Origin of the sequence: Bacteroides sp. An51A, assembly GCF_002161565.1 — a bacterium.
Classification (GTDB): domain Bacteria; phylum Bacteroidota; class Bacteroidia; order Bacteroidales; family Bacteroidaceae; genus Phocaeicola; species Phocaeicola intestinalis.
Map to the genome: position 1 here is coordinate 29659 of NZ_NFIC01000001.1, position 24369 is coordinate 54027.

Annotated in this window: 21 protein-coding genes and 1 riboswitch; of the genes, 3 read left to right on the forward strand and 18 right to left on the reverse strand. The window is 46.5% G+C overall.

Features of this window, described 5'->3' with window-relative positions:
* Positions 1–36: 36 nt before the first annotated feature.
* From B5G04_RS00105 to B5G04_RS00140, 8 genes are all read right to left on the reverse strand, one after another.
* Positions 37–1230: an MFS transporter gene (locus tag B5G04_RS00105; protein WP_087249710.1), complete on the reverse strand. Its 1194-nt coding sequence runs from the start codon at positions 1228–1230 to the stop codon at positions 37–39.
* Between the two features lie 416 nt (positions 1231–1646).
* Positions 1647–3305, reverse strand: a complete 1659-nt coding sequence (locus B5G04_RS00110; RefSeq protein ID WP_022039556.1) for a thiamine pyrophosphate-binding protein — start codon at positions 3303–3305, stop codon at positions 1647–1649.
* A gap of 28 nt (positions 3306–3333) precedes the next feature.
* Positions 3334–3573: a hypothetical protein gene (locus B5G04_RS00115; RefSeq protein ID WP_013617830.1), complete on the reverse strand. Its 240-nt coding sequence runs from the start codon at positions 3571–3573 to the stop codon at positions 3334–3336.
* A gap of 72 nt (positions 3574–3645) precedes the next feature.
* The gene (locus B5G04_RS00120) at positions 3646–4419 is read right to left on the reverse strand and encodes a type 1 glutamine amidotransferase domain-containing protein (protein WP_013617831.1); all 774 of its coding nucleotides are present in this window, start codon (positions 4417–4419) and stop codon (positions 3646–3648) included.
* 59 nt (positions 4420–4478) lie between these two features.
* On the reverse strand, positions 4479–5792 hold the full coding sequence (locus tag B5G04_RS00125; RefSeq protein WP_087249708.1) for a hypothetical protein: 1314 nt from the start codon (positions 5790–5792) through the stop codon (positions 4479–4481).
* Between the two features lie 15 nt (positions 5793–5807).
* Complete coding sequence (locus B5G04_RS00130; RefSeq protein ID WP_087249706.1) at positions 5808–7295, reverse strand: hypothetical protein; 1488 nt, start codon at positions 7293–7295, stop codon at positions 5808–5810.
* A gap of 33 nt (positions 7296–7328) precedes the next feature.
* Positions 7329–7670, reverse strand: coding sequence for a cupin domain-containing protein (locus tag B5G04_RS00135; protein WP_013617834.1), 342 nt, complete (start codon positions 7668–7670; stop codon positions 7329–7331).
* Positions 7671–7704: 34 nt separating this feature from the next.
* The gene (locus B5G04_RS00140; protein ID WP_087249704.1) at positions 7705–9000 is read right to left on the reverse strand and encodes a hypothetical protein; all 1296 of its coding nucleotides are present in this window, start codon (positions 8998–9000) and stop codon (positions 7705–7707) included.
* Positions 9001–10047: 1047 nt separating this feature from the next.
* Here B5G04_RS00140 and B5G04_RS00145 point away from each other — a divergent pair.
* Entirely contained in the window at positions 10048–10233 is a 186-nt protein-coding gene (locus B5G04_RS00145) for a hypothetical protein (RefSeq protein WP_158100006.1), read from the forward strand.
* 203 nt (positions 10234–10436) lie between these two features.
* Here the strand turns inward: B5G04_RS00145 and B5G04_RS00150 are convergent, their stop codons facing one another.
* The 9 genes from B5G04_RS00150 to uxuA form a co-directional block, all read right to left on the reverse strand.
* A complete protein-coding gene (locus tag B5G04_RS00150) occupies positions 10437–10763 on the reverse strand; it encodes a helix-turn-helix domain-containing protein (protein ID WP_087207869.1) in 327 nt (108 codons plus the stop codon).
* Between the two features lie 34 nt (positions 10764–10797).
* Positions 10798–11445, reverse strand: a complete 648-nt coding sequence (bioD, locus tag B5G04_RS00155; RefSeq protein WP_087251559.1) for a dethiobiotin synthase — start codon at positions 11443–11445, stop codon at positions 10798–10800.
* Positions 11446–11456: 11 nt separating this feature from the next.
* Positions 11457–12209, reverse strand: a complete 753-nt coding sequence (bioC, locus tag B5G04_RS00160) for a malonyl-ACP O-methyltransferase BioC (protein ID WP_087251558.1) — start codon at positions 12207–12209, stop codon at positions 11457–11459.
* A complete protein-coding gene (locus B5G04_RS00165) occupies positions 12194–12859 on the reverse strand; it encodes a pimeloyl-ACP methyl esterase BioG family protein (protein WP_087251561.1) in 666 nt (221 codons plus the stop codon). Before B5G04_RS00165 ends, bioC begins: the two co-directional genes overlap by 16 nt.
* Before the next feature lie 139 nt (positions 12860–12998).
* The gene (locus B5G04_RS00170; protein WP_087395009.1) at positions 12999–14171 is read right to left on the reverse strand and encodes an 8-amino-7-oxononanoate synthase; all 1173 of its coding nucleotides are present in this window, start codon (positions 14169–14171) and stop codon (positions 12999–13001) included.
* A 79-nt stretch (positions 14172–14250) separates the two neighbouring features.
* Entirely contained in the window at positions 14251–15534 is a 1284-nt protein-coding gene (gene bioA / locus B5G04_RS00175; RefSeq protein ID WP_087395012.1) for an adenosylmethionine--8-amino-7-oxononanoate transaminase, read from the reverse strand.
* Positions 15524–16480 carry a biotin synthase BioB gene (bioB, locus tag B5G04_RS00180; protein ID WP_087395015.1) on the reverse strand — a complete coding sequence of 319 codons (957 nt, stop codon included), beginning with the start codon at positions 16478–16480 and terminating at the stop codon, positions 15524–15526. Before bioB ends, bioA begins: the two co-directional genes overlap by 11 nt.
* Positions 16481–16496: 16 nt before the next feature.
* The gene (locus B5G04_RS00185; RefSeq protein WP_087395018.1) at positions 16497–16991 is read right to left on the reverse strand and encodes a hypothetical protein; all 495 of its coding nucleotides are present in this window, start codon (positions 16989–16991) and stop codon (positions 16497–16499) included.
* A 95-nt stretch (positions 16992–17086) separates the two neighbouring features.
* Complete coding sequence (uxuA, locus tag B5G04_RS00190) at positions 17087–18280, reverse strand: mannonate dehydratase (RefSeq protein ID WP_204246979.1); 1194 nt, start codon at positions 18278–18280, stop codon at positions 17087–17089.
* 504 nt (positions 18281–18784) lie between these two features.
* Positions 18785–18970, forward strand: a riboswitch (cobalamin riboswitch).
* Between the two features lie 25 nt (positions 18971–18995).
* Between uxuA and B5G04_RS00195 the strand changes: the two genes are divergently transcribed.
* Together B5G04_RS00195 and nrdG are read left to right on the forward strand one after the other, a co-directional pair.
* Complete coding sequence (locus tag B5G04_RS00195) at positions 18996–21383, forward strand: anaerobic ribonucleoside triphosphate reductase (protein WP_087395021.1); 2388 nt, start codon at positions 18996–18998, stop codon at positions 21381–21383.
* A 4-nt stretch (positions 21384–21387) separates the two neighbouring features.
* Positions 21388–21870: an anaerobic ribonucleoside-triphosphate reductase activating protein gene (gene nrdG, locus B5G04_RS00200; RefSeq protein ID WP_022039569.1), complete on the forward strand. Its 483-nt coding sequence runs from the start codon at positions 21388–21390 to the stop codon at positions 21868–21870.
* 672 nt (positions 21871–22542) lie between these two features.
* On the opposite strand, the gene B5G04_RS00205 is transcribed toward nrdG, so the two are convergent.
* Positions 22543–24369: a SusD/RagB family nutrient-binding outer membrane lipoprotein gene (locus B5G04_RS00205; RefSeq protein ID WP_087251075.1), complete on the reverse strand. Its 1827-nt coding sequence runs from the start codon at positions 24367–24369 to the stop codon at positions 22543–22545.

Sequence of the window (24369 nt, forward strand, 5' to 3'; positions counted from 1 at the left end):
TACCTTTAAATTCTTTCTACCTCACTTCGTAAATATTCAATTTTCTAGTGGTTTTTTCGGCAAAGTATGAGCAAATGCCACCACCAAAAAACCGATTATCACAGAAGTAACGGCACACACAATAAAACGCATTCTACCAGAACCATCCATCGAATTATCTACAAACAAGTCCGTATAAAGCGGAGACACAAATTGTCCCACTTGAGCCACCGACATGATAATAGCTACTCCTAAAGTCCGCTGGCGCGGAGTGACAATGCGCGGCAAGAAAAGAGAAATGGGAGGCAAAGCAAAGCCGCCGCCAAGCCCCACGACCAAACATCCTGCCATCAAGACGCCATACGAATGAGAGCAAGCGATAATGACATATCCTGCCGCCATTATCACCGTGGCAAAAGGCATGGTCCAGTCTTTCAGATTCCGCATAATCCAAGCCAACAACACACCGGCAATAATCGCCGGGATACGCATCAGAGAAAGCGCATAGCCACACTCTTTCGCATTGCCGATACCCTCCACGTCCATAAACAACGCCAAGTCGGTATTTATCACAAAATAACAAGCAAATATCATCATGGCAAAAAACGCTAAAACAAATATCTTCTTATTCATTCCCGTTTTCCTGCCTGCACCACCTGCAGCATTTTTGGGGGAAGCCAACGGTGGAATAGAAGGCATAAACAAAGTGGTCAATACGATTGATATAACCACAAAGGCGTAACACAAGAACGAATAACGCCACGAAATACTTGCCAACACACCCGACAAACTCATAAAAAGCAAACCGCCCAACTGGTTAAAAGAGCCTTGTAAGCCCAAAAGCTTGCTACGTTTATTGGTATCCGGAGCAAAATCAAATATCAGTGAAGTGGATAAAGGAGTCATAATGCCTAGACCTATTCCGAAAAACAAACGCATTAACAACAAAAGCCGGAAATCGTTCACAAAACCTCCAGCCACACCAAATACAAGAAAAAGTATCATCCCGGTAAGCAAAAGCTTTTTCTTGTCTATCTTAGCGGTAAGACGCGCGGAAAACAATCCTATCGGCATCATTATCAACGTAGGCAAGGTTAAAACCAACTTGGCTTGTGTTTCCGAAATATGCGGGAATGCATCCCGTATAGCAGCCAAGGCAGGAGATACCGCCGTAGGTGCCATAATAGTAAGCACAGATACCGATAAAATAGACGGTATCAACATTTTCGAATATTTCTTTGTCTCTTCCATTTTTATATTCAATTATCCTCCCATTTTTTATAAGAACATGCGGACAGGCTTGCCTACAGTCACACTCAAGCGCAGATAATTCACCACGCCTCCTATATACGAAGGCTTATCCGCATTGTAACGACAAAGCATCATTGATAAACAACTTTCTGCCAAACACATGTGCCGATGATGAACCGGCATTATCATTCAGGAAAGATATGGTAGAATAAATATTTGTCCGATCCGGCAAAAGAATTTTCCGTGCCATGAATGTCCGTATTCAACCTGATTAATATGTCCGGAAAATGAATATATACTTCATAAGCAATTCCAGTTAACTGCTACAGCCCACGAAGATAACTGACTTGGCAAAGTCAGTATATATTCATTTTGCACATCATTGCTCCGGTTCATTACGGACATGCATTTTTTATTTATACCCTTCCCAAACTGAAAGGCGGATACACTTCACTATCTACCAACACATCAATAATGCAAGGCTTGTTCAACGCGATGGCATCCTGCAACGCCGGCAAGAATTCTTCCAATTTTTCTACCCTATATCCTTTCGCTCCACATGCTTCGGCATACTTCACAAAATCCGGATTCTCAAACTGCATATATGCCTCGTCATTATACATATTCAGCAAGAACTTCTTGATGATATTAAATTCACTGTTATTGAATATAATCCAAATAACAGGAATGTTATATTGCACTGCAGTCATCAATTCGAATCCTGCCATCTGATAGCATCCATCACCCACGCCTGCAATCACCACTTTATCCGGATTAGCGCATTTCACTCCCAAGCAGCCGTTCGTATGGCTTGCCATAGGTCCGAAACTTCCCGGATTCTGATAGCGCTGATTCTTATTCAACTGCAAATAACAGCTCAACCACAACATGTGCGAACCGGCATCACCCATTACAATGGCATTGTCTGGCAGATTCTGAGACAAGACACGGACGATATCTCCCGGAAAAATCCGTTGGGCATCTGTATGCACCGGTTCCTCATAATAATGCCCGTTGGGCAATGCACCGATTTGCAAGGAGGGCAAATCACGTTTCTCCAATAAAGGCAATAACTCCTGAAGTGCCAATTTGATATCGCTTACCACCGCTACATCAGCTTTATACACTTTATTGATTTCAGCCGGATCAATATTCACATGAATCAACTGTTTATTCGCATATAAATCCGGTTGGAATGAGAATGTAGCATTTTGAGCGAACGAATTTCCCATTGCGAGCACGACTTCCGCCTCCTGAAAATACGTATTAGCCGCCTTGTCACCCGATGTTCCATACATGCCTAAACACAAAGGATGATTCTCCGGCAATAATCCTTTGGCATCCATTGTCTGGACAAACGGTATTTGATACCTTTCTATTAATTGGAGCAATTCGCCGGATGCCTCACTACGCACGCAACCATAACCAATCATCGCCAGCACTTTCTTATTCTTACTGATTGCATCAGCCAATGCATCCGCCGCTTTTTGCAGAGCTTCTTCCGTTGCCTTAACCGCTTTTACACGGATGTTAATCGGGCGGAAATTGGTTACTTCTGCCGTAGTCACATCTTTCGGTATATGGATATGCACCGGTCCCGGACGCCCGTCGAATGCTGTATTTATAGCGTCTTCCAAGATATCACACGTATCTTCTGCCCGCTCCAATACATACGATTTTTTGGTCGTAGCCGAAAACATCACCTGCGAATCAGGCGTACGACTCAATCCTGTAGACTCGTTCAACGCACCTTTTCCCCGTTGTCCCATTGAAGTATATCCTGTTATAGCCAATATGGGCAACGAATCGGATAATGCTACCGCCATGCCTGAGAACAAATTAAACGCACCCGGACCTCCCGTCGCAAAGCACACACCCAAATTATTCGGGTTAAACATAGTGTAGCCACATGCCATGAACGACGCCGCCTGCTCATTGCGGATAATAACGGTCTTTATTTTTTTCGAATCGCGCAGAGCCAACAACATAGAGGCGTTTACCTGTCCGCTCCCTCCAAATACATAGCTCACGCCGATATCTTCCAGTGCTTTTACGATGGTTTGGTTTACATCCATAATAAATCCTTTTTATTATATGTTAGTTTTACTTCTGTTTATCAGCCCACTCATCCTCGTTAAACTTTGCTTTCGCGCTTTTAGGAGGATTTTCAGAAAATAATTTTCCGCCTGTAGCTGCCTCGTTCAAACCGTATCCGTTAAAAAAAAGATAAATACGGTCTTTGGGCACTCCGCTTACTTCGGAAAAGGTAGAGATGAACTTATCGGCTACAATCTTCTTTTGCTCGTCGGTCATCTCAATGCTATGAATTATTATTGCCGGCATTTTGCTTTTGGATTTAAAAAAGGAATAAGTCATGTGCGGAATTAACCCCACACATGACTCTCCTTATAATTATTATTTAAGAGAATTCAACACTTTCACAATCATATCACCGTATGCGATAGATGATTCTACCGAAGTACCGGTAATAAACGGATGATCATAATAAACTTGCGGGTCTTCACGACTTGCATTGATACGTGCTATACAAGCGCCGTTAGGACCTACTGCGTCACGAACCAAATCTTCGATAGGCCACAAGAATCCCGGAGTAATCACATTCGTACCGCAGTTATCAGGAGTTGCACCATACAATTCGTATGACATAGCCATACCCGGACCATAGAAATCCCATGCACGTGGATGAGCACAAATCTTCTTGCCATACACAATCGACTTATAATCATTTTCCGGGTCGCGGAGGAATACCAATGTAGAAACGGCATAGCACAATGCAGCCACAATCTTACCGCTCTTATAAGCATCCATAATCAGCTTATGCAATTCCCAGCAATTACACATATCCAACATAGCACCCGGACCGCCAGTCAAAGCAATCGCGTCATAATCAGCCATGTTTACTTCTGAGAATTTCAACGGATGTGCCCATTCTTCACCATCTACCAATTCCTTGCAGCGGTCGCAAACTTCTTTCGGATTAGTCTTGATATTCTGTACACCGTCTACAAAATCAGGGTCTACACTGATTTGGAAAGGAAGCGGTTTCTTTCCTTGCGGAGTAGCCAAAGTCACTTCAAAACCAGCTTTCTTACATGCATCCCACGGAGCCTGCAATTCCTCACCCCATGAACCATAATTCGTTGCAATAATTAAAACTTTCTTTGCCATAATCTCAATAGGTATTTAAAATTAAACATACAGGGGAAAAACCTGCTTTTTTAACACTCTTATTTTGTAATAACCAATTTATCCGCATTCAGAACTTGGAAGGTATCGCCACGTTGCATCGCCTCGTCACGCTGATAAACCAAGCTTTCAGCTTTTACATCCGGCACGGCATTATCTCCCGTCAGTGTCAAACGAGTATGCGCGAAATCAAAGATTCCGCTATTGCAGACAAACAAATCTTTCGTTTCTGTAAAGTTCCGGGCTTCCGTATGCCATTCGCCTATCTCTACATGATACGGAAAATCTTTAGCCGACTGAGCGTTTACGCCCACTTCCGCTACCAGAAAATCATAGGGACCCGACTTTGACACCGTAATCGAGCCGGTATTTTCCATGCGATGAATATGTTCTTCCTTGCCTACCATCTCGCTATAGATACCGAACGCAACCGCCTTCGGAGTAGAAGCCTCGCTTCCTTCCAAATGAATCTTCACCGTACCCTTATTGACCAAAGGAGGAACAAGCTGGGTATTCGGCAATGAATGTTCATAAAAAGCACATGCCAAAGGATAAGATTGGTACAAGAACGACACCTTATTAACAATGAAATGCGCACGCGAAACAATATCAATATCTCCGGCATTAATCAAATGCGTATTGGCAAAACGGGCTATCGTCATGATTCTTCCTGTCGAATTGATTCGGATAGAACCATAATTGGCAATCGTTCCGCCAATACCTGTTGTAGCCAACACACGGACGGTAGAAGCCTTCTCGACATCCACATTGATTTTCCCGTTATTGATGATGGTCACATTATTGACCGGAAGAGCGATGACACGAGTCTGTGTATCGAATGAACCGTTACCCAACAATTCGATAGTCCCATTATTGATAACCGTCGAATTCTCACCCGCCAACAACGTTTCTCCATATACAGCCGTTTCCAAATCCTTCTCCTGATCGAAATAAATCCGGATAATTCCCTCGTTGATAATGGTCGAATCCTTACCGGCAGCCATGGCAAAACATTTCACGAAACGATATGTTCCGTTCGGGTCATCAGGCGTAGCTTTTACTTGCGCCTTATAAGCGTCAACAATGTCATGCATATGTATCTCGATGACGCCTTCATTTATCAAAGTCGCATTCGGAGCCAAACGCTGCTGTCCCGGATTTTCTTCATCATCCATCAATGCCGCCAAAGCATACAGAACAATATTACGCCCCTTAAGCACTTTACCGGCGGCAATCGCCTGCTCAGTAATATCTGCTACATTACCTGCCTCTGGCTTAGTGATAACCAGATGTTCACGGTTGACATAATACCCTGCGCTCCCTACACGGACACTTTTTCTTACTATATTTTCCATATTCTATTTTCTGTTTTATTTGTCAGACAAAGACACCTGATTATTTTCTTTATCCCATGTCAGATTAACATTGCTTTCATCAGCTGCTTTTATCTCAAAGTTTTCATATCCGGAATACTCATAACGGAACATCGTTCTTCCTCCATTATAAAGCAATGCTTCCGGAGCTACACTGTAAGAAGTTCCGTCCACATAATCTTCTCCTTTCTTCAACAGCAATTCTCCTCCGCCAAAATCCATATTGACACCTTGACCGTAAAACAAATCCTGAGTCTGGGAAAAATCGCGTAACGTCGTATTCCAACGTCCCAGCTTTATGCAGCAAGTTTCTTCTCTTACCGCAGGACGGGTAATGAATCCAGCCTCTGCCATCCTGAAATCTACCGGACCACTTTGCGACACTTCGATGCTTCCATCATTGATGACATTCACCTGCAAATCTCCACCGCCGGCACCCATCAAGTCACAATACATGCCATAACCTTGACTTACCGAATTAGAGCGTTCACTTCCTTCAATGGCAATGCTGATACTGCCCCGGTTCACCAAAGAAGGCATCTGCGTACGTCCGCCCGACAAAGGGTCGTACATCGCACAAACGACAGGATTCTCAGCGTTGCCCACAGCGGTATATCCTTCAGGAAGGTCAACCATGGTCAAGTCAACCACACCATTGTTTATCAAATTAGAATCCCCGTAACGGGTCATGCAAAGTATATAACCAGGCAACCGCATCTGCATCGTACCATCGTTTATCACATTCGATTTAGTACCGCCCGTAGTAATCATACGCGCGTCTTCACACATATCCAATTCTGCGGTCATGACACCGTTATTGAATGCGGAAATGCTATTACCGAATGTTGCCATACCACGCAAACGGGTAGCTACAGAACCGTTTCCATAAAAATGAATTTCGCCGTTATTAATCATCGATGAGTTTCCGCCTCCGTTCATTCCCATGACATAAATCGTAGAAGTCACAGACGGATCATGGTCAAAATACACATTGATGACCCCTTCATTAATAATCGTACTATTCGTTCCGACAAACATGGCGATCAAACGAAGATAAGTATAAGGACGTTCCGGGTCATCCGGAGTCTGAATCTGGTCCTTATACCGTTCCACTAAGTCTTTGGTATGAATGGTAATGGTTCCCCGGTTGATAAGCACTACATCCTCTACCGTATTCAACGTATCCATTGCAAGCATCCCGCCATTATCCGTAAAGTTAATGCCAGCCATAGCGCAACAATTAAGCGTTGTCTCCGTCACACGGCCACTTGTCGTCAGAATAGTGGAAGTCATTTCGAATACCACATCGTCCTCGCTCACCCCCAAGACAATATCTTTCGTATTGACCACCGTAGCACCCGACTCGCCCGTTATCAATATTTCTTCCTCTCCTTCCGGAACGAATGCAGGCTCTTCATCCTCCGAGCAAGACGATATGGCAAACAGCAATATGCCCCAAAACCATAATCCAATAAATTTTTTCATCGAGAATCAACTGTTTTGGTCCGATACTCATGCTTATTTATCCCACGGAAAAACCGTCTTGACTGGAGCGAACACATCAATGGCTTCTGTCTCACCGATAGCTACAAAACCATGAGGCACATCTGCGGGAACCAAATAAGCATCACCTTCTTTCAGTTCGTATTCCTTATCGCCAATCGTAAGGCGGAAACCACCCTTGATGACATATCCGAATTGTTCCTGCGGATGCGTATGCATACCTACCACACTTTGGTCAGACATATTCCAGTGCAATACATTCAGATTCTTGCCCATGGCGAAATCTTGACGGATTACACCTTTACCCATATCTACTTTTTCTACTTCTTTGTGATTAATCACCATCTTGTTGTCCATAATTTTCTGCATTTTAATTGTATAACATAAATTCTTACTTACTGATTATACATGTGTCACCCCGATGCAAAGCAACAGGAAGCTGATAAACCAATTCAGATACATCAGGCCGTACACCTCCATCCTCCAATATTAAGTTTAGCTCCGATAAGTCAAAACACGCACTTTGGCACACGAACAAGTCGTGTGTCTGCGAGAAGTCACGGCTGTGCGTTTTCCACGTACCGATTTTCAACTTCACCGGATTGTCTTCTTTCAACTGCATGTTCACGCCCAATTCTCCCGTTACATAATTCACAGGCCCTTCTTGAGTTACTTCCACTGTCCCTTCATTGGAAACGAAACGAACTGGAGTTTCCCCATTATCTTTATTTTCCATCTGATAATAAAATCCGAAAGCAATCGCATCAGGACCAGAAGCTTTGCTACCTATCAAATGCACCTTAATCACTCCCCTATTGACTATCGGACTCGGCAATAAAGCACCCGGACGGAAATGCTCATACATACCCGTGGCCATTGGTGGGAAATTAAATAAATAAGGAATCTTCCCTTCAATCAAAGTGGCCAATGAAGTAACATAAATTTCACCGTCATTAAGCATTTGTGTACCTGTCACGCTTCCCATCGTCATCACACGTCCGGCCACACGCACTTCAATACGCCCTTTATTCCAAAGCGAACCATACATACCGGCTGTATGTAACACACGGGTTTGGAAAGCACGTTCCACATCTACCGTAATCAGTCCTTCATTCACCACATGCAAATGGTCGGCTACACCTCCTACACCACGCACCAATGCTTGCCAGGAACCATTGCCATAGAAATGAATTTCGCCTTTATTAACCAACATCGAATCAGCTTCCGCCCACATGGCACAACAATACATCGTAGTCTCGGCATCGGCGTCATGATCCATATAGACATTAATGACACCTTCGTTTATCAATACCGAATTTGCACCTGCAGCCATTGCATACCCACGCAAGGCATCTACCTGATAAGCATCCCCACACCGCTGTGCATTCCGAATATGAGCAGCATACAATTCTTTGAAATGAATGTCAATGACACCTTTATTTATAAGGGTAGCATTCGGAGCCAACATCATATCTCCTGGCGAAGAAGGATCTTCCGTCAATGCCACCAATCCACAAATCACATTATTCTGCAGCTTCCGGCTGACATTGAATTGTGCTCCGGCGGCATAACGGTAAATAAACAGATTCTGTTCCGAGGCATCTTCTATGCTTAAATGAAGTTCATTGACAGCATAAGCTCCTTCTCCAACTATCATCGCTTGAGGTGATACGATATTTTGTTTCATATCCGATTCCTGTTTTATTCAATTCATAAAATTATTTTTAGCAATAAGCCCACATTACTCAAATGCATTTCAAAACTAGCACAAATCAAAAACTTAACCAATCTCCGACTTCTATATCTTATATCAAAAAGTCCGGAAAGATGTATCAAAAGCCTATTAGCACAGTATCAAAATATCCTAAATGAATATCAAAAAGTCTATTTATCACTACTTGCCAGTGATTTACAACAGCCGGCAACATGCAATATATAATACATCACTTTTTCAGATTACATTTTAAACCTATTTTGTCTGAACACAAAATTCACCCATTAAATAAGAAATAAAATGTATCTTATGGGCGTAAATATACTTATTATAGTAAAACAAAATTGGTTTGCGAAAAATTCTTGATGTATTGTCATCCTGTATTGTCATCCTGAACGAACGTGAAGGATCTCGTGTACATCCACGTGGGCGCATCCGAGATGCTTCACTTCGTTACCAATGACGAATTTACAATTTGTCATAATCGAATGGGTTTTCCGCAGGAAATAGGCACTCAGCATGACAAATGATTTTTCGCAATTTATTTCTGATTGACTATATTTTATCAAAATGCAATCTTTTTAATGTATATTCATCATATTAAGAACAAAGTTAGTCAGTACAAGTTAACATGCCCTACAAAGCAGGCTAGAAAAGTTTCATGAAAATCACCACTATGTCTCACGAAAATCACATCAGGAAAGCAATAAACTGATTATCAAAAGATCTCTCCTTTCAGAAACTGTTTTGAATTAATCAAAGAATCAAAACAGTTAAAGTTGCTGATTGGGTCATATTATCAATCCAAGCGGTATCTTTTTATAGTTTCCATCTCAAAACCGTACGTTCTCCAATTGAAAACCGTACGTTCTCGATATGAAAACCGTACGGTTTCCATATGGAGAACGTAAAAAGAAGACAGTTTGAAACAGATACTGAACCTTTCAATCATACATTGATTTGTATCTGTCCAACAAACTTATCGGAGAAATTAAGAAGCTGTTTTGAATTTATCGTGCGATGATTTGGGATGAGTTTTTGTGGCATTTCCGCTTCTGTGATGAGGAAGATAGCGGGCTATCTGACGAAGAACAGGAGCGGAAAGGACCAAAAAATCGCCCAAAGCACACACGAAAACGGATACATCAAGCCAAGAAAAACTTTTTGGAGAAATTCAAAACAGCTTCTAAGTTCCTATGTTTGTAATGTACAAGGTATCCGTCACCTCTTTAAACGGATGTTTCCGGTTCCTCGCTTGCGGTTCTAAAATCTTTGGTATAACTTACCACTGTTTTTCAATCAGGTCGGGTGGATAGTGCGTCATTCCTGTGTCTTTCCGTGTTTTCTGTGTTCCATTAAAATGTACAATTTCATACCGCGTGAAGTATAAATCAATTCAAAACAGTTTCTTATTTTTCCTCGTCCAACGAAAGTTCTCTGCTTCTAAATTCAGAAGGCTTCATGCCATACCGCTTATGGAACTGGATATTAAAAGCCCCTTTAGACATTTGAGCTTCTTTGGCAATTGCGTCCAACGTCCACTGGGGTTGCTCACGCATTAAGCGGACAGCATAATCAAGGCGGCAATTTTGTATGTACTGGGAAAAGCTGCAACCGGCAAACACCTTAAACAAAACCGCAAACTTATTGGCTGGGACATGAATCTCTTTCAACAATTCCTTCTTGTTAAATCCCGGACACAGATACAGCCGGCGGCTCATGATTTCATAACTCACACGGTCGTATAATGCACGGTCTCTTTCCCTTTACTCACTCCGGAATATACGGCACCACTTCCAGACGCGCCTCCGGATATTTCTCCTTCAGCAAATGCCGGATATACTCCTCCGTGTCTTGGCGAATCAGTGCATCATCTTCTTCGGGGAAAAGGTTATAAACCAGCGTATGCAGACGGATACCCCGCCGGTCTGCCGCCTCCAGGCTCAGCAACAAATGGTTGATGCTCCCCAGCCTGCCCGAGGTAACAAACACCAACGGATAATGATGCCGGGCAATGTAATCAATGGTCAGCAAATCGCGGGTCAAGGGCACCATCAGCCCTCCCGCTCCCTCCAGTAACACGGCGTCATAGCGTCCGCTCAGCGCTTGCGTAGCCCGCTCTATCTTATCGAAATCAATCGGGCGGCGGTCTATCTCCGCCGCCAAGTGCGGCGAACAGGGATAACTGAATATCTCGGGCATCGTCAGCCGCTCGTCATCTTCGGGGAGCCAGCCCGTGCCCATCAGCCGGCGGTGCAGCGCGATGTCTTCCGATACGTCTTCATTACCCGTCTGTACAAGCTTTTGCGTAATGGTGCGGATGCCTGCTTCGTTCCACTTCCGCGCCAGATAACCCGTGGCATAACTCTTGCCGATATTGGTGTCAATACCACTTACAAAATACACATTGTCTTTCATCTTTCGTTCTTTTAGTTCATTTTACATACTATATAAATAGGATGATACGTCAGCGGAACCGTCCCGTCGGGAGCGGCATAACGTCCGGCATAACGCATACTGAAGTCCGCCAACTTCTCCCGTGTCCAATGGCAGGGGCGGATGCCTGTCACACCCGTATCTTTCAGATGCCTCAGCACGTCCAGCGGAGTCGGGAAAGAAAGCTGCACACATGCTTCTGAAGCATGGACCACACGATATGCTCCCGAAAGCACTTCCCTCAGTTCGTCCAGCGGACGGTAAGGAAGCCCGGCATCCGTCAGCACACGGATTTCTTCGGCATTGCGGGGACCGAAGGTGCTGAAGGCAAGATAACCACGACCGGACAACAGCTTGCGGCATCCCAACAAGAAACGTTCGGGCGCATCGAACCACTGCAACGCCGAGCACGACACAATCAAATCCTGGCCGGAAGGGAAATCAAGCGCCTCGGCATCCTTTGCCACAAAACTTACCTGCCCGCCCAGCAAGTCGGCGAAATAAGGCTCCACCTCAGGACAAAGGTCGTTCAGCACCAGCCGCTCCGGACACCAGCGGTGCAAATAGGCACGGGTGAACAATCCGGTTCCGCATCCGATTTCGAGCACCCGGCGATGCGATTCCGGCGACACATACCGCCCTATCAGGTCTGCCATACGCAAGGCAATGTCGCGTTGCACAAATGCCTGACGCGGATAACTGCCCGAAGCCTTGGCAAAACGATGACGGATCAGTGCCTTGTCCATACAGCCTCCTCTCCCGAAAGCAGGCGGTCGAACAATGCGCCGCCGTAATGCGCCACGTCTTTTTCAATGACCGCAGTCCCCCTCCACGCCTCACGCTGGTTGGCAGGAGGAAAGATTTTATCGTCCGTCCCGATGATTGCCTTGTCCCATACGAAAGGAGCGGACGGACGGCGCACGTACTGCTCTAACGCCTGCAGCTCTTCGTGCAGTTCCGGTACCGGACGGTAAGGCGCGTGCGACAGAAATTCTTTCACCTGCTCCGCCGTCCCGCAAATGCGCCGGCGGAAACGTACCAACGCCGCATCCGAAAAATTCTCCAGCGTAGCGCGGAAGATAGCTTCGGGGATTCCCTTCCGGTCATCTATCGGGAAGGGCGTACCGCCTACGGCAAGCCTCATCTGCCACGGATAATCCTTGCCTGTCAAGACTTGTCCGGCAACCCACACGCCCATCGACCAAGCCAGCAGGCGGATTTCGCGATAATCGTCCAGCAGCGAATAGTCGAAATCCAGCGTGCGGTAATCGAAACACAACAGATAATCGTACCCGTCTTCCACCGGACGGCTGAACAGGTGTTCGTCACTTCCCCACCCTGCAAAGAAAAGCAGCAGCCGGGGATTGTTTTCTTTCTTTATAAATCGTTGTTCCATATCTAAAATCATTTTATTTTATCAGCCGAGCCCTTGGAAATGCTGCCAAAAGCTGTTTTCATATCAACCGAAGCCTTGGAAATGCTGCCAAAAGCTGTTTTCATATCTGCCGAGGTCGCGTGACATAAAGCCCCGAAATCTAAGTCCCCCCTTCGGAGGGAATTGAAGAGGCTTCAATGGCTTCTACCAGCCGTTCCACCTCTGCTTCGGGCAATGCCGCCGTGAGCGACAGGCGCAGGCGCGAGGTGCCTTCGGGAACCGTGGGCGGACGGACGGGGAGGACATAAAACCCGTTCCGCTGCATCTCCGCCGCCTTGAGGACAGTCTTTTCGCTCTCACCCACCACCAACGGAACAATGTGGCTCTCCGAAGGACAAGGATAACCCGCCCGGCGGACTGCTCCGCACACCTTCTCCGCCATCGAAGCCAGCCGGACGCGGCGGTCTTCCCACCCGTCCAGCCGCGAAAAAACGAATTTGGCCCACGCCACGTTGAGCGGCGGAAGCGCCGTGGTAAAGATAAGCGTCCGCATCCGGTTGACCAAATAATCGTGCATCAAACGGCTGCACACTACGTATGCCCCAACCGAAGCCAGCGCCTTGCCGAACGTGCCGCACAAGAAATCAATGTCCGCCAGACAGCCCTGCTCTTCGGCTATGCCCAGCCCCCGTTTTCCCCGCACGCCGACGGCATGTGCCTCATCGACATAAAGCATCACATTCGGATAAGCCTTCTTCAGTTCCGCCAGTGCGGCAAGCGGAGCCACATCGCCATCCATGCTGAACACGCTTTCGGTCACGATGATAAGCCTATCGAAAGCGGCATGATGTTTCTCCACCAGGCTCTGCAACTGCCTGTAATCCTGATGGCGGTAGCGGATGCACCGCGCCGCCGACAAGCGGATGCCGTCTATCAGGCTGGCGTGCACCAGCTTGTCGGCAAGTATCAGCGTATGCCCATCCGCCACAGCGGGCAGGATGCCCATGTTCAGGTGATAACCGCTGCTGAACGTCAAGGCACTTTCACGCCCGAACCGTCCGGCAAGCAATGCTTCCAATTCGCGGTGCACCGCAAAATTGCCCGTCAGCAGACGGGAAGAGGAAGCCGAAAGCAGGCGGTCTCTCTCCGGCACACTGCGGAGAAACTCCTTCTGCAAGTCTCTGTCGGAAGCCAGCCCCAAATAATCGTTCGACGCAACGTTCAGCATCCGCCGTCCGTCTTGCCCAATCCATACCCCGTCGTGTTCCGCTTCGGGCAAGGTGCGCAGGTTGCCTTCCCGCGCCAATGCGTATAAAGTCTGTTCTTCTTTCATATTGCTTTGTTTTTTCACCACAGATTACACAGATTAATTAAATAAAAAATTTTTATTAATCTGTGTAATCTGTGGTGAATTATATCTCGCCCACTATCTTCACCAGCCCCGAAGTGAGCTTCGTCAGTTCATCGGGACGGATGACAAACGGCGGCATTATATAAACCAATTTACCGAAAGGACGAACCCAGATGCCTTCCTCCACAAAGCGTCGTTGCATCCATGCCATGTCCACCTCCCGCTTCGTTTCAATCACTCCGATGGCTCCCAAGACCCGCACATCCGCCACTTGCGGAAGCATACGGGCAGGTTCCAACTCCCTGCGCAGTTGCGCCTCGATGCGCTCCACTTTCTCCTGCCATCCATACGACAACAACAGGTCAATCGAAGCGCACGCCACCGAGCAAGCCAACGGATTGCCCATAAACGTAGGACCGTGCATAAACACACGAGGCTCGCACGATGAAATGCCTTCCGCCACTCTTGCATTGGCAAGCACCGCCGAAAACGTCATATATCCTCCGGTCAGCGCCTTGCCGATGCACATAATGTCCGGCTCTACGCCGGCATGTTCCCAGGCGAACAGTTTTCCGGTACGCCCGAAACCGGTGGCTATCTCGTCGAAAAGCAACAGGACACCGTATTCACGGCACAGCTTCGCCGCCTCGCGCAGGTATTGCGGATGATAGAAACGCATGCCGCCCGCACCCTGTACGATGGGTTCCAGTATCAGTCCTGCCAGTTCTTCGTGATGCTTTTCCATAATCTCCCGCAACGGAAGGATATCGCTTTCGTCCCACTCGCCTCCGAAACGGCTTTCGGGAGCCGGCGCGAACCAGCGTACCGGCAATGCCGGACCAAACAGGCTGTGCATCCCCGTCACCGGATCGCATACCGACATGGCATTCCATGTATCTCCGTGATATCCCGAACGGATGGTCACAAAATTACTCTTCCTGGGATGTCCCGCCGCATATTGGTATTGCACCGCCATTTTCAGTGCTACCTCTACCGCTACCGAGCCGCTATCGGCATAAAAGATGTGTTGCATCGAAGGCGGCGTTATCTGTAAAAGCCGCTTGCCCAAAGCAATGGCAGGCTCATGGGTCAGTCCGCCGAACATCACGTGTGCCATGTCTTGCAGTTGCCTTTCGACAGCTTCATTCAGTTCGGGGCGGTTGTATCCGTGCACGGCGCACCACCACGAAGACATGCCGTCTATCAGCTGGGTACCGTCCGCCAATGTTATCACGCATCCTTCCGCCCGTTTTACCTTGTACGTAGGCAACGGGTCGACCGCCGATGTGTAAGGATGCCACAAATGGTCGCGGTCGAACTTATCAACAAGTTTATCAACATTCATAACCAGCATTTTTTATTCGTTCTTTATCTTCTTGTACCTTCGAACCCAGCGTGGTAAGCAAATCGCCCACAATCGCCGAATTGATTCCGGCATACAACGCACGGCTCACGCATGCCTCGCTTAACCTTGAACGCCCTCCGGCAAAGCGCAGATAAGCTTCGGGATTTACCAGCCGGAACATTGCCACCGTGCGCAATACCTCTTCTTCCGATAAAGGAGCGACTTTTTCCAACGGCGTCCCTTTTATCGGCTGCAACAGGTTAAGTGGAATAGACTGTATATCCAACCCGTGCAACGTAAAAGCCAATTCCACCCGATGACGCATCGTCTCGCCCATTCCGATAATGCCTCCGCTACACACTTCCATCCCTATGCGGCGCGCCGCCCGGATGGTTTCTATTTTCTCTGCCTGCGTATGGGTGGTGCAGAGATTCCCGAAATAAGAAGGCGCCGTCTCCAGGTTGCAATGATATCGGGTAACGCCCGCCTCATGTAAGGCACGTAACTGAGCCTCATCGGCAAGCCCCAACGAAGCGCATAAATGTATCCCACTATGCATACGCAAATAAGCGAAACGCTCGCACAAAACCTTTATCTCCTTATCCGAAGGACGCTTGCCGCTGGTCACCAGCGAGAAACGGTTCACGCCTTGCGCTTCATTCAGCTGGGCATGACGAAGGCATTCATCTTCCGATACCAAGCCATACACTTGCACGCCTGTATCATAATGTACAGACTGGGCACACCATTTACAATTCTCCGGACACCGTCCCGATTTCGCATTGATAATGGAACACATATCAAACTTCCGTGAAGCACACCTCACCGTAATCCGATGTGCCGCCTCACACAACACGCCCAACGGGGTTTCTTCGGCAACCCTCAGCACCTCATCGGGCTGAAGCGGCTTCCCTTCGTAAACAGCTTTCTCAATTCTTTCTATCATTTGAGCTTATAAGTCTTTAGGTTGAAACGCAGATTAGCGCAGATTTTCGCAAATAAAAATAATTATATCTGCGAAAATCTGCGCTAATCTGCGTTTCAAAAAACATTAAAAGCGGAATGAGAGAAACCCGCTTGCGAGCCTTTCCCATTCCGCTTCCTATATTATATAAAGGTATATAACGCTCCGGACAAACAACAGATTTACCCGAAACCGATACCACTCTCTGCATCAAGAACAGAAGCAATACGGCATTCACTACCTGAGATGCGGACACTAAGATTCCTCCGCCCCCGTCATCTACAGTACCTTCCGCCATTCTCTCGTCAACGGACGTTCTCTGTTCCCGGTTCTCAGAAAAAGATTTGTTCTTGCTCAATGCCGCATCGGCAATGCTCCGGCATACATGCCCGATTGTCACAACAATGCGCAGACTCACGAACACGGCATACCCCTTCCGGCTCCACCGACGGAACCGGATACTGCCTGCCTTATGTGAACAAACCTTCTTCATGTTTTTACGTTCACCACAGATTACACAGATTAATTAAATTATTATTCTTAAATTTCATCTAATTAATCTGTGTAATCTGTGGTGAAAAACAAATATCAATATTCCACTTTAATATTCCGTTTCATCTCGTCTTCCACTACAGCCATCATGCCTTCTACCTGTGCCAAAGCCAACATACGGCCGTGGAACGAATAGCCGGCATTGTAGCCTTTGTCTTCATCGCCCAACATCGTGCGCCCATGATCTACACGCATCGGAAGCCCCGGCTTTATTTGTTCGAAAATACGAATCAAGTCGATTACATGACCACGACCTTCCAAGTGCGAACTTTCGATAAAATTGCCGCCCGGCATAGCCGCCGTACTGCGCAGATGTACAAAATGCGTACGCGAAGCAAACTTCTTCGCCAATTCACGTGTATCGTTATGCTCGCCTGCGCTGAGCGAACCGGCACAGAAAGTCAAGCCATTGTGCGGATTGTCTACAGCATTCAAGAACCAAGCGATATCCTCTTCATTGGTCACGATACGCGGCAAGCCCAGAATCTGGAAAGGAGGGTCATCGGGATGCACACACATATTCACTCCGTATTCTTCGCATACCGGCATAATGGCAGCCAGGAAATAACGCATGTTCTCACGCAACGCAGCACGGTCGATTCCGTCATACAATGCCAACAGGTTGCGGAAAATAGCCACCGGATTCTTGTCGCCTTCCTTGATGTTACCGTTTACGAATCCCTGCGTCTTCACGATAATCGAGTCAATCAGTTCGTCTTTCTCGGCTTCGGTAATCACTTTATCCAGTTCAGCCACCTTGCGCAGTTCTTCTTCCGTATAGTCCGCCTCGGCACCTTTACGTTTCAGAATCATCGTATCGAAATAAGCGAAACGTACGCGGTCGAAATACAACGAACTAGAACCGTCTGCCCACGGATGCTGCAAGTCGGTACGCACCCAGTCGATGACCGGCATAAAATTATAACATACCGTCTTCACACCGCATTTGCCCAGATTGGCAAGGCTCACCTTATAGTTCTCAATCAGTTGGTCGCGTTCCGGACCGGCATATTTGATAGCCTCGCACACCGGCAAGCTTTCCACTACCGACCATCTCAACCCGTACGATTCGATGTATGACTTCAAGTCATTAATAGCCTCCTCGGTCCATATATCACCGTTGGGCACTTCATGAAGTGCTGTCACAATACCTTCTACGCCGATTTGGCGCAACATGGGAAGTGTAATCTTATCTTTCTTCCCAAACCATCTCCAAGTTTTTTCCATCATATATACGAGTTCTTGAGTTTTTAAGTTCGTAAGTTTTATCAGTTCTTTGAAAAAAGACGGCGAAAGTTATCAAGAATATTCCAAATTGACAAATTTCTGAAGTAATATTTAAAAAGTATCAGCCTGTGCTTCTGTTTATGCATACAGGCATTGTCTGTTTCATACAGGATTAAATGAGCTTTACCAATATAATTTGACCACCCTTGTGCCGCGAGAATATATATACATTGGCAATTGCAGATACATGAACTGCTATTGAAACATATCTTCGTTCTGCAATCATACTGGCTAAAAGAAAACCTTCACTGACGAGCCGGGCCAATACCGGGAATGTGGCTTAACAAAAAAAATCAGAATGTCAAACAAGAAACATTCATTATAAATTAAGTTTTCCAATAAACAGCGATACAAACCACTAAATCGGCATTTTTATTTTCAGAAGTTATTCAATTTAGACAACCTCAGCAAAAGTACATTTTGAGAAATGTGCCAAATCACTACCTTTGCAAATGTTTTTCTTATGGTAACAAAAAAGTTTCAATAGGGAATGCCGCGCACATCGGCAACAGTACCCGCTGCTGTGATTTCCAAAACTCGGGACATGCAAATGCAGCCACTGCCTCGAACAGGTGGGAAGGCGTCTGCAGAGAGGAATCAGTCAGAAGACCTGCCACGGAAAAACAGAATTTATGTTGCACTTAAAAACACAAGACGTATGAATACTGCAGACATTTGCATTATCAAACGGGACGGAAAGCGGGAAGACTTTTCGGCATCCAAAATCTCGAATGCCATCGGGAAAGCATTCCAGGCTACAGGCTTGGAACGCCAAGAAGCATTGATTGATGAAATCACCCAGCGGGTCATTTCACATTTTGAACATCTAACATTAAATGTAGAGGAAATCCAAGACCTCGTAGAAAACGAACTGATGAAAGTGCAGCCCGAAGTAGCGAAGAAATACATCATCTACCGCCAGTGGCGCAATACCGAACGCGAGCGCAAGACACAGATGAAACACATCATGGACGGCATCGTGGCAATAGACAAGAACGACGTGAACCTGAGCAACGCCAACATGTCGAGCCATACGCCTGCCGGACAGATGATGACCTTTGCCTCGGAAGTCACCAAAGACTACACGTACAAATACCTGCTGCCCAAGCAATATGCTGAAGCGCACCGCATGGGGGATATCCATATTCATGACCTGGATTATTATCCCACCAAAACCACCACGTGTATCCAATATGACTTGGATGACCTGTTCGAACGGGGGTTCCATACCAAGAACGGAAGCATCCGCACGCCCCAGTCTATCCAAAGCTATGCCACACTGGCTACCATTATCTTCCAGACCAACCAGAACGAGCAGCACGGAGGTCAGGCGATTCCGGCATTCGACTTCTTCATGGCAAAAGGCGTATTGAAAAGCTATCAGAAAGCGATTGTAACGGACATTGCTTTCTATATGGAAATGAAAGGAACGCCGATAGACGAAAAAAACTTGACGGAACACGTACGCAAACACCTGACTTCGATAGAACCGGACGCAAAAGCCCAAAAGGCTTTCCTTGCAGCACTGGCAAACGAAGGCTGCTTCCTCACCGAAGAAGAATCGGCGCACATCCTGCACTCCGCCCACAAGCAAGTGCGGAAAGACACTCATCAGGCGATGGAAGGATTTATCCACAACCTGAACACCATGCACTCACGAGGCGGGAACCAAGTGGTTTTCAGTTCCATCAATTACGGGACGGACACTTCTCCCGAAGGACGGATGGTCATCGAAGAACTGCTCCAAGCCACCGTTGAAGGACTGGGCACGCAAGGCGAAGTGCCGGTATTCCCCATCCAGATATTCAAGATAAAAGACGGGGTATCCTACTCGGATGCCGATTATCAGAAAGCAATGACCGACTTTGAAGCGGCACTGAACGGCGGAATGACCTTCGAGGCACCCAACTTTGACTTGTTTCTGAAAGCATGCCGCACGACGGCGAAAGCCCTTTTCCCGAACTTCATGTTCTTAGACACCCCGTTCAACCAAAACGAGAAATGGAATCCGAACGACCCGAAGCGGTACCGCTACGAGCTTGCCACCATGGGATGCCGCACCCGTGTATTCGAAAACCTGAACGGCGAAAAGACCAGTCTGGGACGGGGAAACCTTTCGTTTACCACAATGAACCTGCCCCGCCTTGCCATCGAAGCACGCCGGGAAGCAGAGCGCACACCGGGAAACCAAAGCCAGGAGGCCATCGAACAACACGCCAAAGAGCTGTTCCTGCAATCGGTGCACCGCATGTCGGAATTTATCGGAGAACAACTGTATGTCCGCTACCAATACCAGCGGACCGCCCTTGCCCGCCAGTTCCCGTTCATGATGAGCAACGATGTATGGAAAGGAGGAGGCAAACTGAATCCGAACGATGAAGTGGGCGACGTATTGAAACAAGGCACGTTGGGCATCGGCTTTATCGGCGGACACAATGCCATGACCGCACTTTACGGCACAGGGCACGGGCATAACCGCAAGGCATGGAACACCTTATACGAGGCAATAGAGGAAATGAACCGGGTAGCAGACGAATTCAAACAGAAATATGGACTGAACTACTCGATACTCGCCACGCCTGCCGAAGGGCTTTCCGGACGTTTCACCCGTATCGACCGCAAGAAATACGGCATTATTCCCGGTGTGACAGACCGTGATTATTACGTCAACTCGTTCCACGTAGACGTAAAAGAACCCATCAGCATCGTTGAGAAAATCAAATGCGAGTCACCGTTTCACGCCTTGACACGGGGTGGACACATCACGTATGTGGAACTGGACGGCGAAGCGCAAAAGAATGTGCGCGCCATTGCCAAGATTGTCAAAGTGATGCACGATGAAGGCATCGGCTACGGTTCTATCAACCATCCGGTAGACACATGCCATAACTGCGGATACCGAGGTGTAATCTACGACAAATGCCCCATCTGCAACAGCGAGAACATCCTCCGCATGCGCCGCATCACAGGTTATCTGACCGGGGACTTAAACAGTTGGAATTCTGCCAAACGTGCCGAAGAACGCGACCGTGTAAAACATCATTAAAAAAGTGCTCCATTACCTCTACACATATCCCGAAACCATTGTCGACGGTGAAGGCATCCGCTTTTCCATCTACCTTGCCGGATGCAGCCACCGTTGCAAAGGATGCCACAATCCTGAATCGTGGAATCCGTCAGCTGGGTTTCCTTTGACAGAAACGGCAATCAAAACAATGATTGACCAGATTAACGCCAATCCGCTGCTGGACGGCATCACATTCTCTGGAGGAGACCCTTTCTACAATCCCAAAGAATTTCTGCCGGTTATCCGGAAATTCCATGAATATACCAAACTAAATATCTGGTGTTACACCGGATACACCTACGAAACATTACTTGCCGACCCTCTCCGCCGGCCAATCCTCGACTATATCGACGTATTGGTAGACGGGAAATTCGAACAGGCATTATATTCTCCCTATCTGGAATTCCGCGGCAGCAGTAACCAACGTATCTTAAAACTGAAAGATAAATTTAACATTTCACCCTAAAAAGCAACATTGAAGTTACGTTTTCATCAGGTTCATTCATCAAGGATAAATCTATCATTTCAGCTATAAAAAACAATCGTTATCGCGCACACTATTGCCGTTTCCGTACACGAATATGCTATTTACGGCATATCAGAATAAATGCGAGATGATTTACATCAAGAAATATTGCATTTTTTATAATAAATCCTTTCTGTCTATTGCAGAAACACAAAAAAGCTATACCTTTGCATCGTGGTTGTGAAACCAATAAGCATTAACTAATAGGTATTAGATGACATATACAAAAACTAAAGGTATTAGATTAAGGTAAACAATTCAAAGCAAAAAGGTATTAGATTTAAGGTATTAGATGTTTTTGTTTTTTAGGTATTAGTAATAAGGTAAGTTTTCAGGAATTAGATTCAATAGGAATTAGATGAATTGCTTTGAGGTAAAAAGAGAAAGGAAGGATAACAGAAACACAAACAACTGAATGATGATGAAACAAGAACCCTATTATGGGGGTTCTTTCGGAAGTCGGCGGTATTCATAAAAAGATGAATATCGTTTTTTTTTGTGTCTATTTCCGCCATACACCTGCCAGACAAATCAAGCGGAGAACAACTTTTACAAGCTGCCCTCCGCTCAACATATCAGAATCCTCTCTTTTTAGAGATAAATCTCAACGCATTATCTGAAGTTATTCGGTTGATGCCACTTGCCATCATCATCCATGGTATCGGCTACATCCCACCAAACCCTTGTACCTTGAGTGTACTGAGTCGGCTTCAACGGGTTGCGCGATTCACTGTCCGGATATTGTACACGCTTAATCAACTTCGTGTTTGGAACTTCACCGTTCGAACCGTTACCGCCCTGTACAACCAATGCATAACGCGGATAATCAGTACGGCGCAATTCAGCCCAACCTTCGTTTCCATTCGGGAATACGGCAATCCACTTTTGAGTAATAATCTGTTCCAACTGCTCTTCTTGCGAACCGCCATCGAAAGCAGCCAACCCTTGCAAGTTGTTGATGTAATCGCTGTAGTCGGCTTCCGCAATGCCGTAGTAGTCCATTGAAGCACGGATACCGTCCAGATAATAATCCTTAGCGGATTCGGTCAGAGACGAACCTGTCCAGCCACGCAAAGCGGCTTCAGCTTTCAGGAACAAGCTTTCAGAATAGCCGAACCAAACAATTTCACGAGCCAAGTTCCACCAAATCTTCGGATTCATGGCATCCGACTGCAGATTGCAACGGTTGGGTGAATAGTTTACCGTTTGTGAACTACCCAAAACAGTTGCACCATTACGTATACCACAGAAATCTGCATCAGACTCTTCGGGTACAGCTTGATTCAAATTCGCATATGCTGAAGGACGGAACCAAAGGATGTTACAACGCGGATCAAGATAACAGTTATCTTCACTAGCGTTGAACATTGTTTCGTCTACCCCACCTGCCGTATACAGATTAGCCGGCGCTTTTTGTTCAAATCCCGGAGTTGCAGTTGTAACACCCGGTTTCAAAGCCTGATTCTTATAAGCCCATTCCATTTCTTTCGGCAGCACTACGTTGGCACCCCACGAGAAGAGCAAACCGTAAATATTTTCATTACCGCCGGTAATGTATTGGCGTTTCGGAATCAGTTTCATGTTATCATCCTGGCTTGCCATCAAGCCTGACGGGTCGTTAAGAGCAGCCTCGCCTTGTTGCTTAGCTAAACTCGGATTGACGTTGGAGATACGCAACGCCAAACGCAAACGCAAGGTATTGGCAAAACGAATCCAGCTTTCCACATCACCGCCATAGCATAAATCATCTTCTCCAAAGCTAAATTGCTGAGCCGTAGGAAGAGTCGGATTATGCAAGTTGGTAATAGCCTGATCCAAAATATCGAAAATCATGCCATATACTTCTTCCTGTGAGGTATATTCTACGTTTTCTTCCGGCGGAAGCATACCTTTTACATAATACTTGATAGGAATATCGCCGTAGGTATCCGTCTGCGCCGACAGCAGGAAAGCGTAATAGATACGAGTGATATAGAATGCATTCTGATAATAGTCTCTATCACAGAACCAGAATGTCTTAATCAACTGGCTGTATTCGCTCACCGTACGGTCATCGTAGAAGTGTCTCCAACGTGCACCCGACCATCCGTCATTATACGAATACGTAGGAGCACTAGGAGGTGTGAACGAGTTATTACCCCAATAACCGGCATAGACATCGTGGGTCAAATTCGTGGTTATCTGATAATCGTTATACATTCCTTCGTAAACCAGATTGGAGAATGTTGCGCCTGCCGAACCTTCAGTGGCACGCAAGCTTTGCAACGCATTATCCGACACTTCGTAATCGATATCAATGCCATCGCCCGTACCGCCAATGACGCTCGGGTCATAAACCGGCTGATAGGGATTGGTATTCATTTCTTCAAAGTCATGACACCCGGCTAAAAGTGCCAACAGGGAGCACATCGCCACTGACTTATATGTATTGAATTTCAT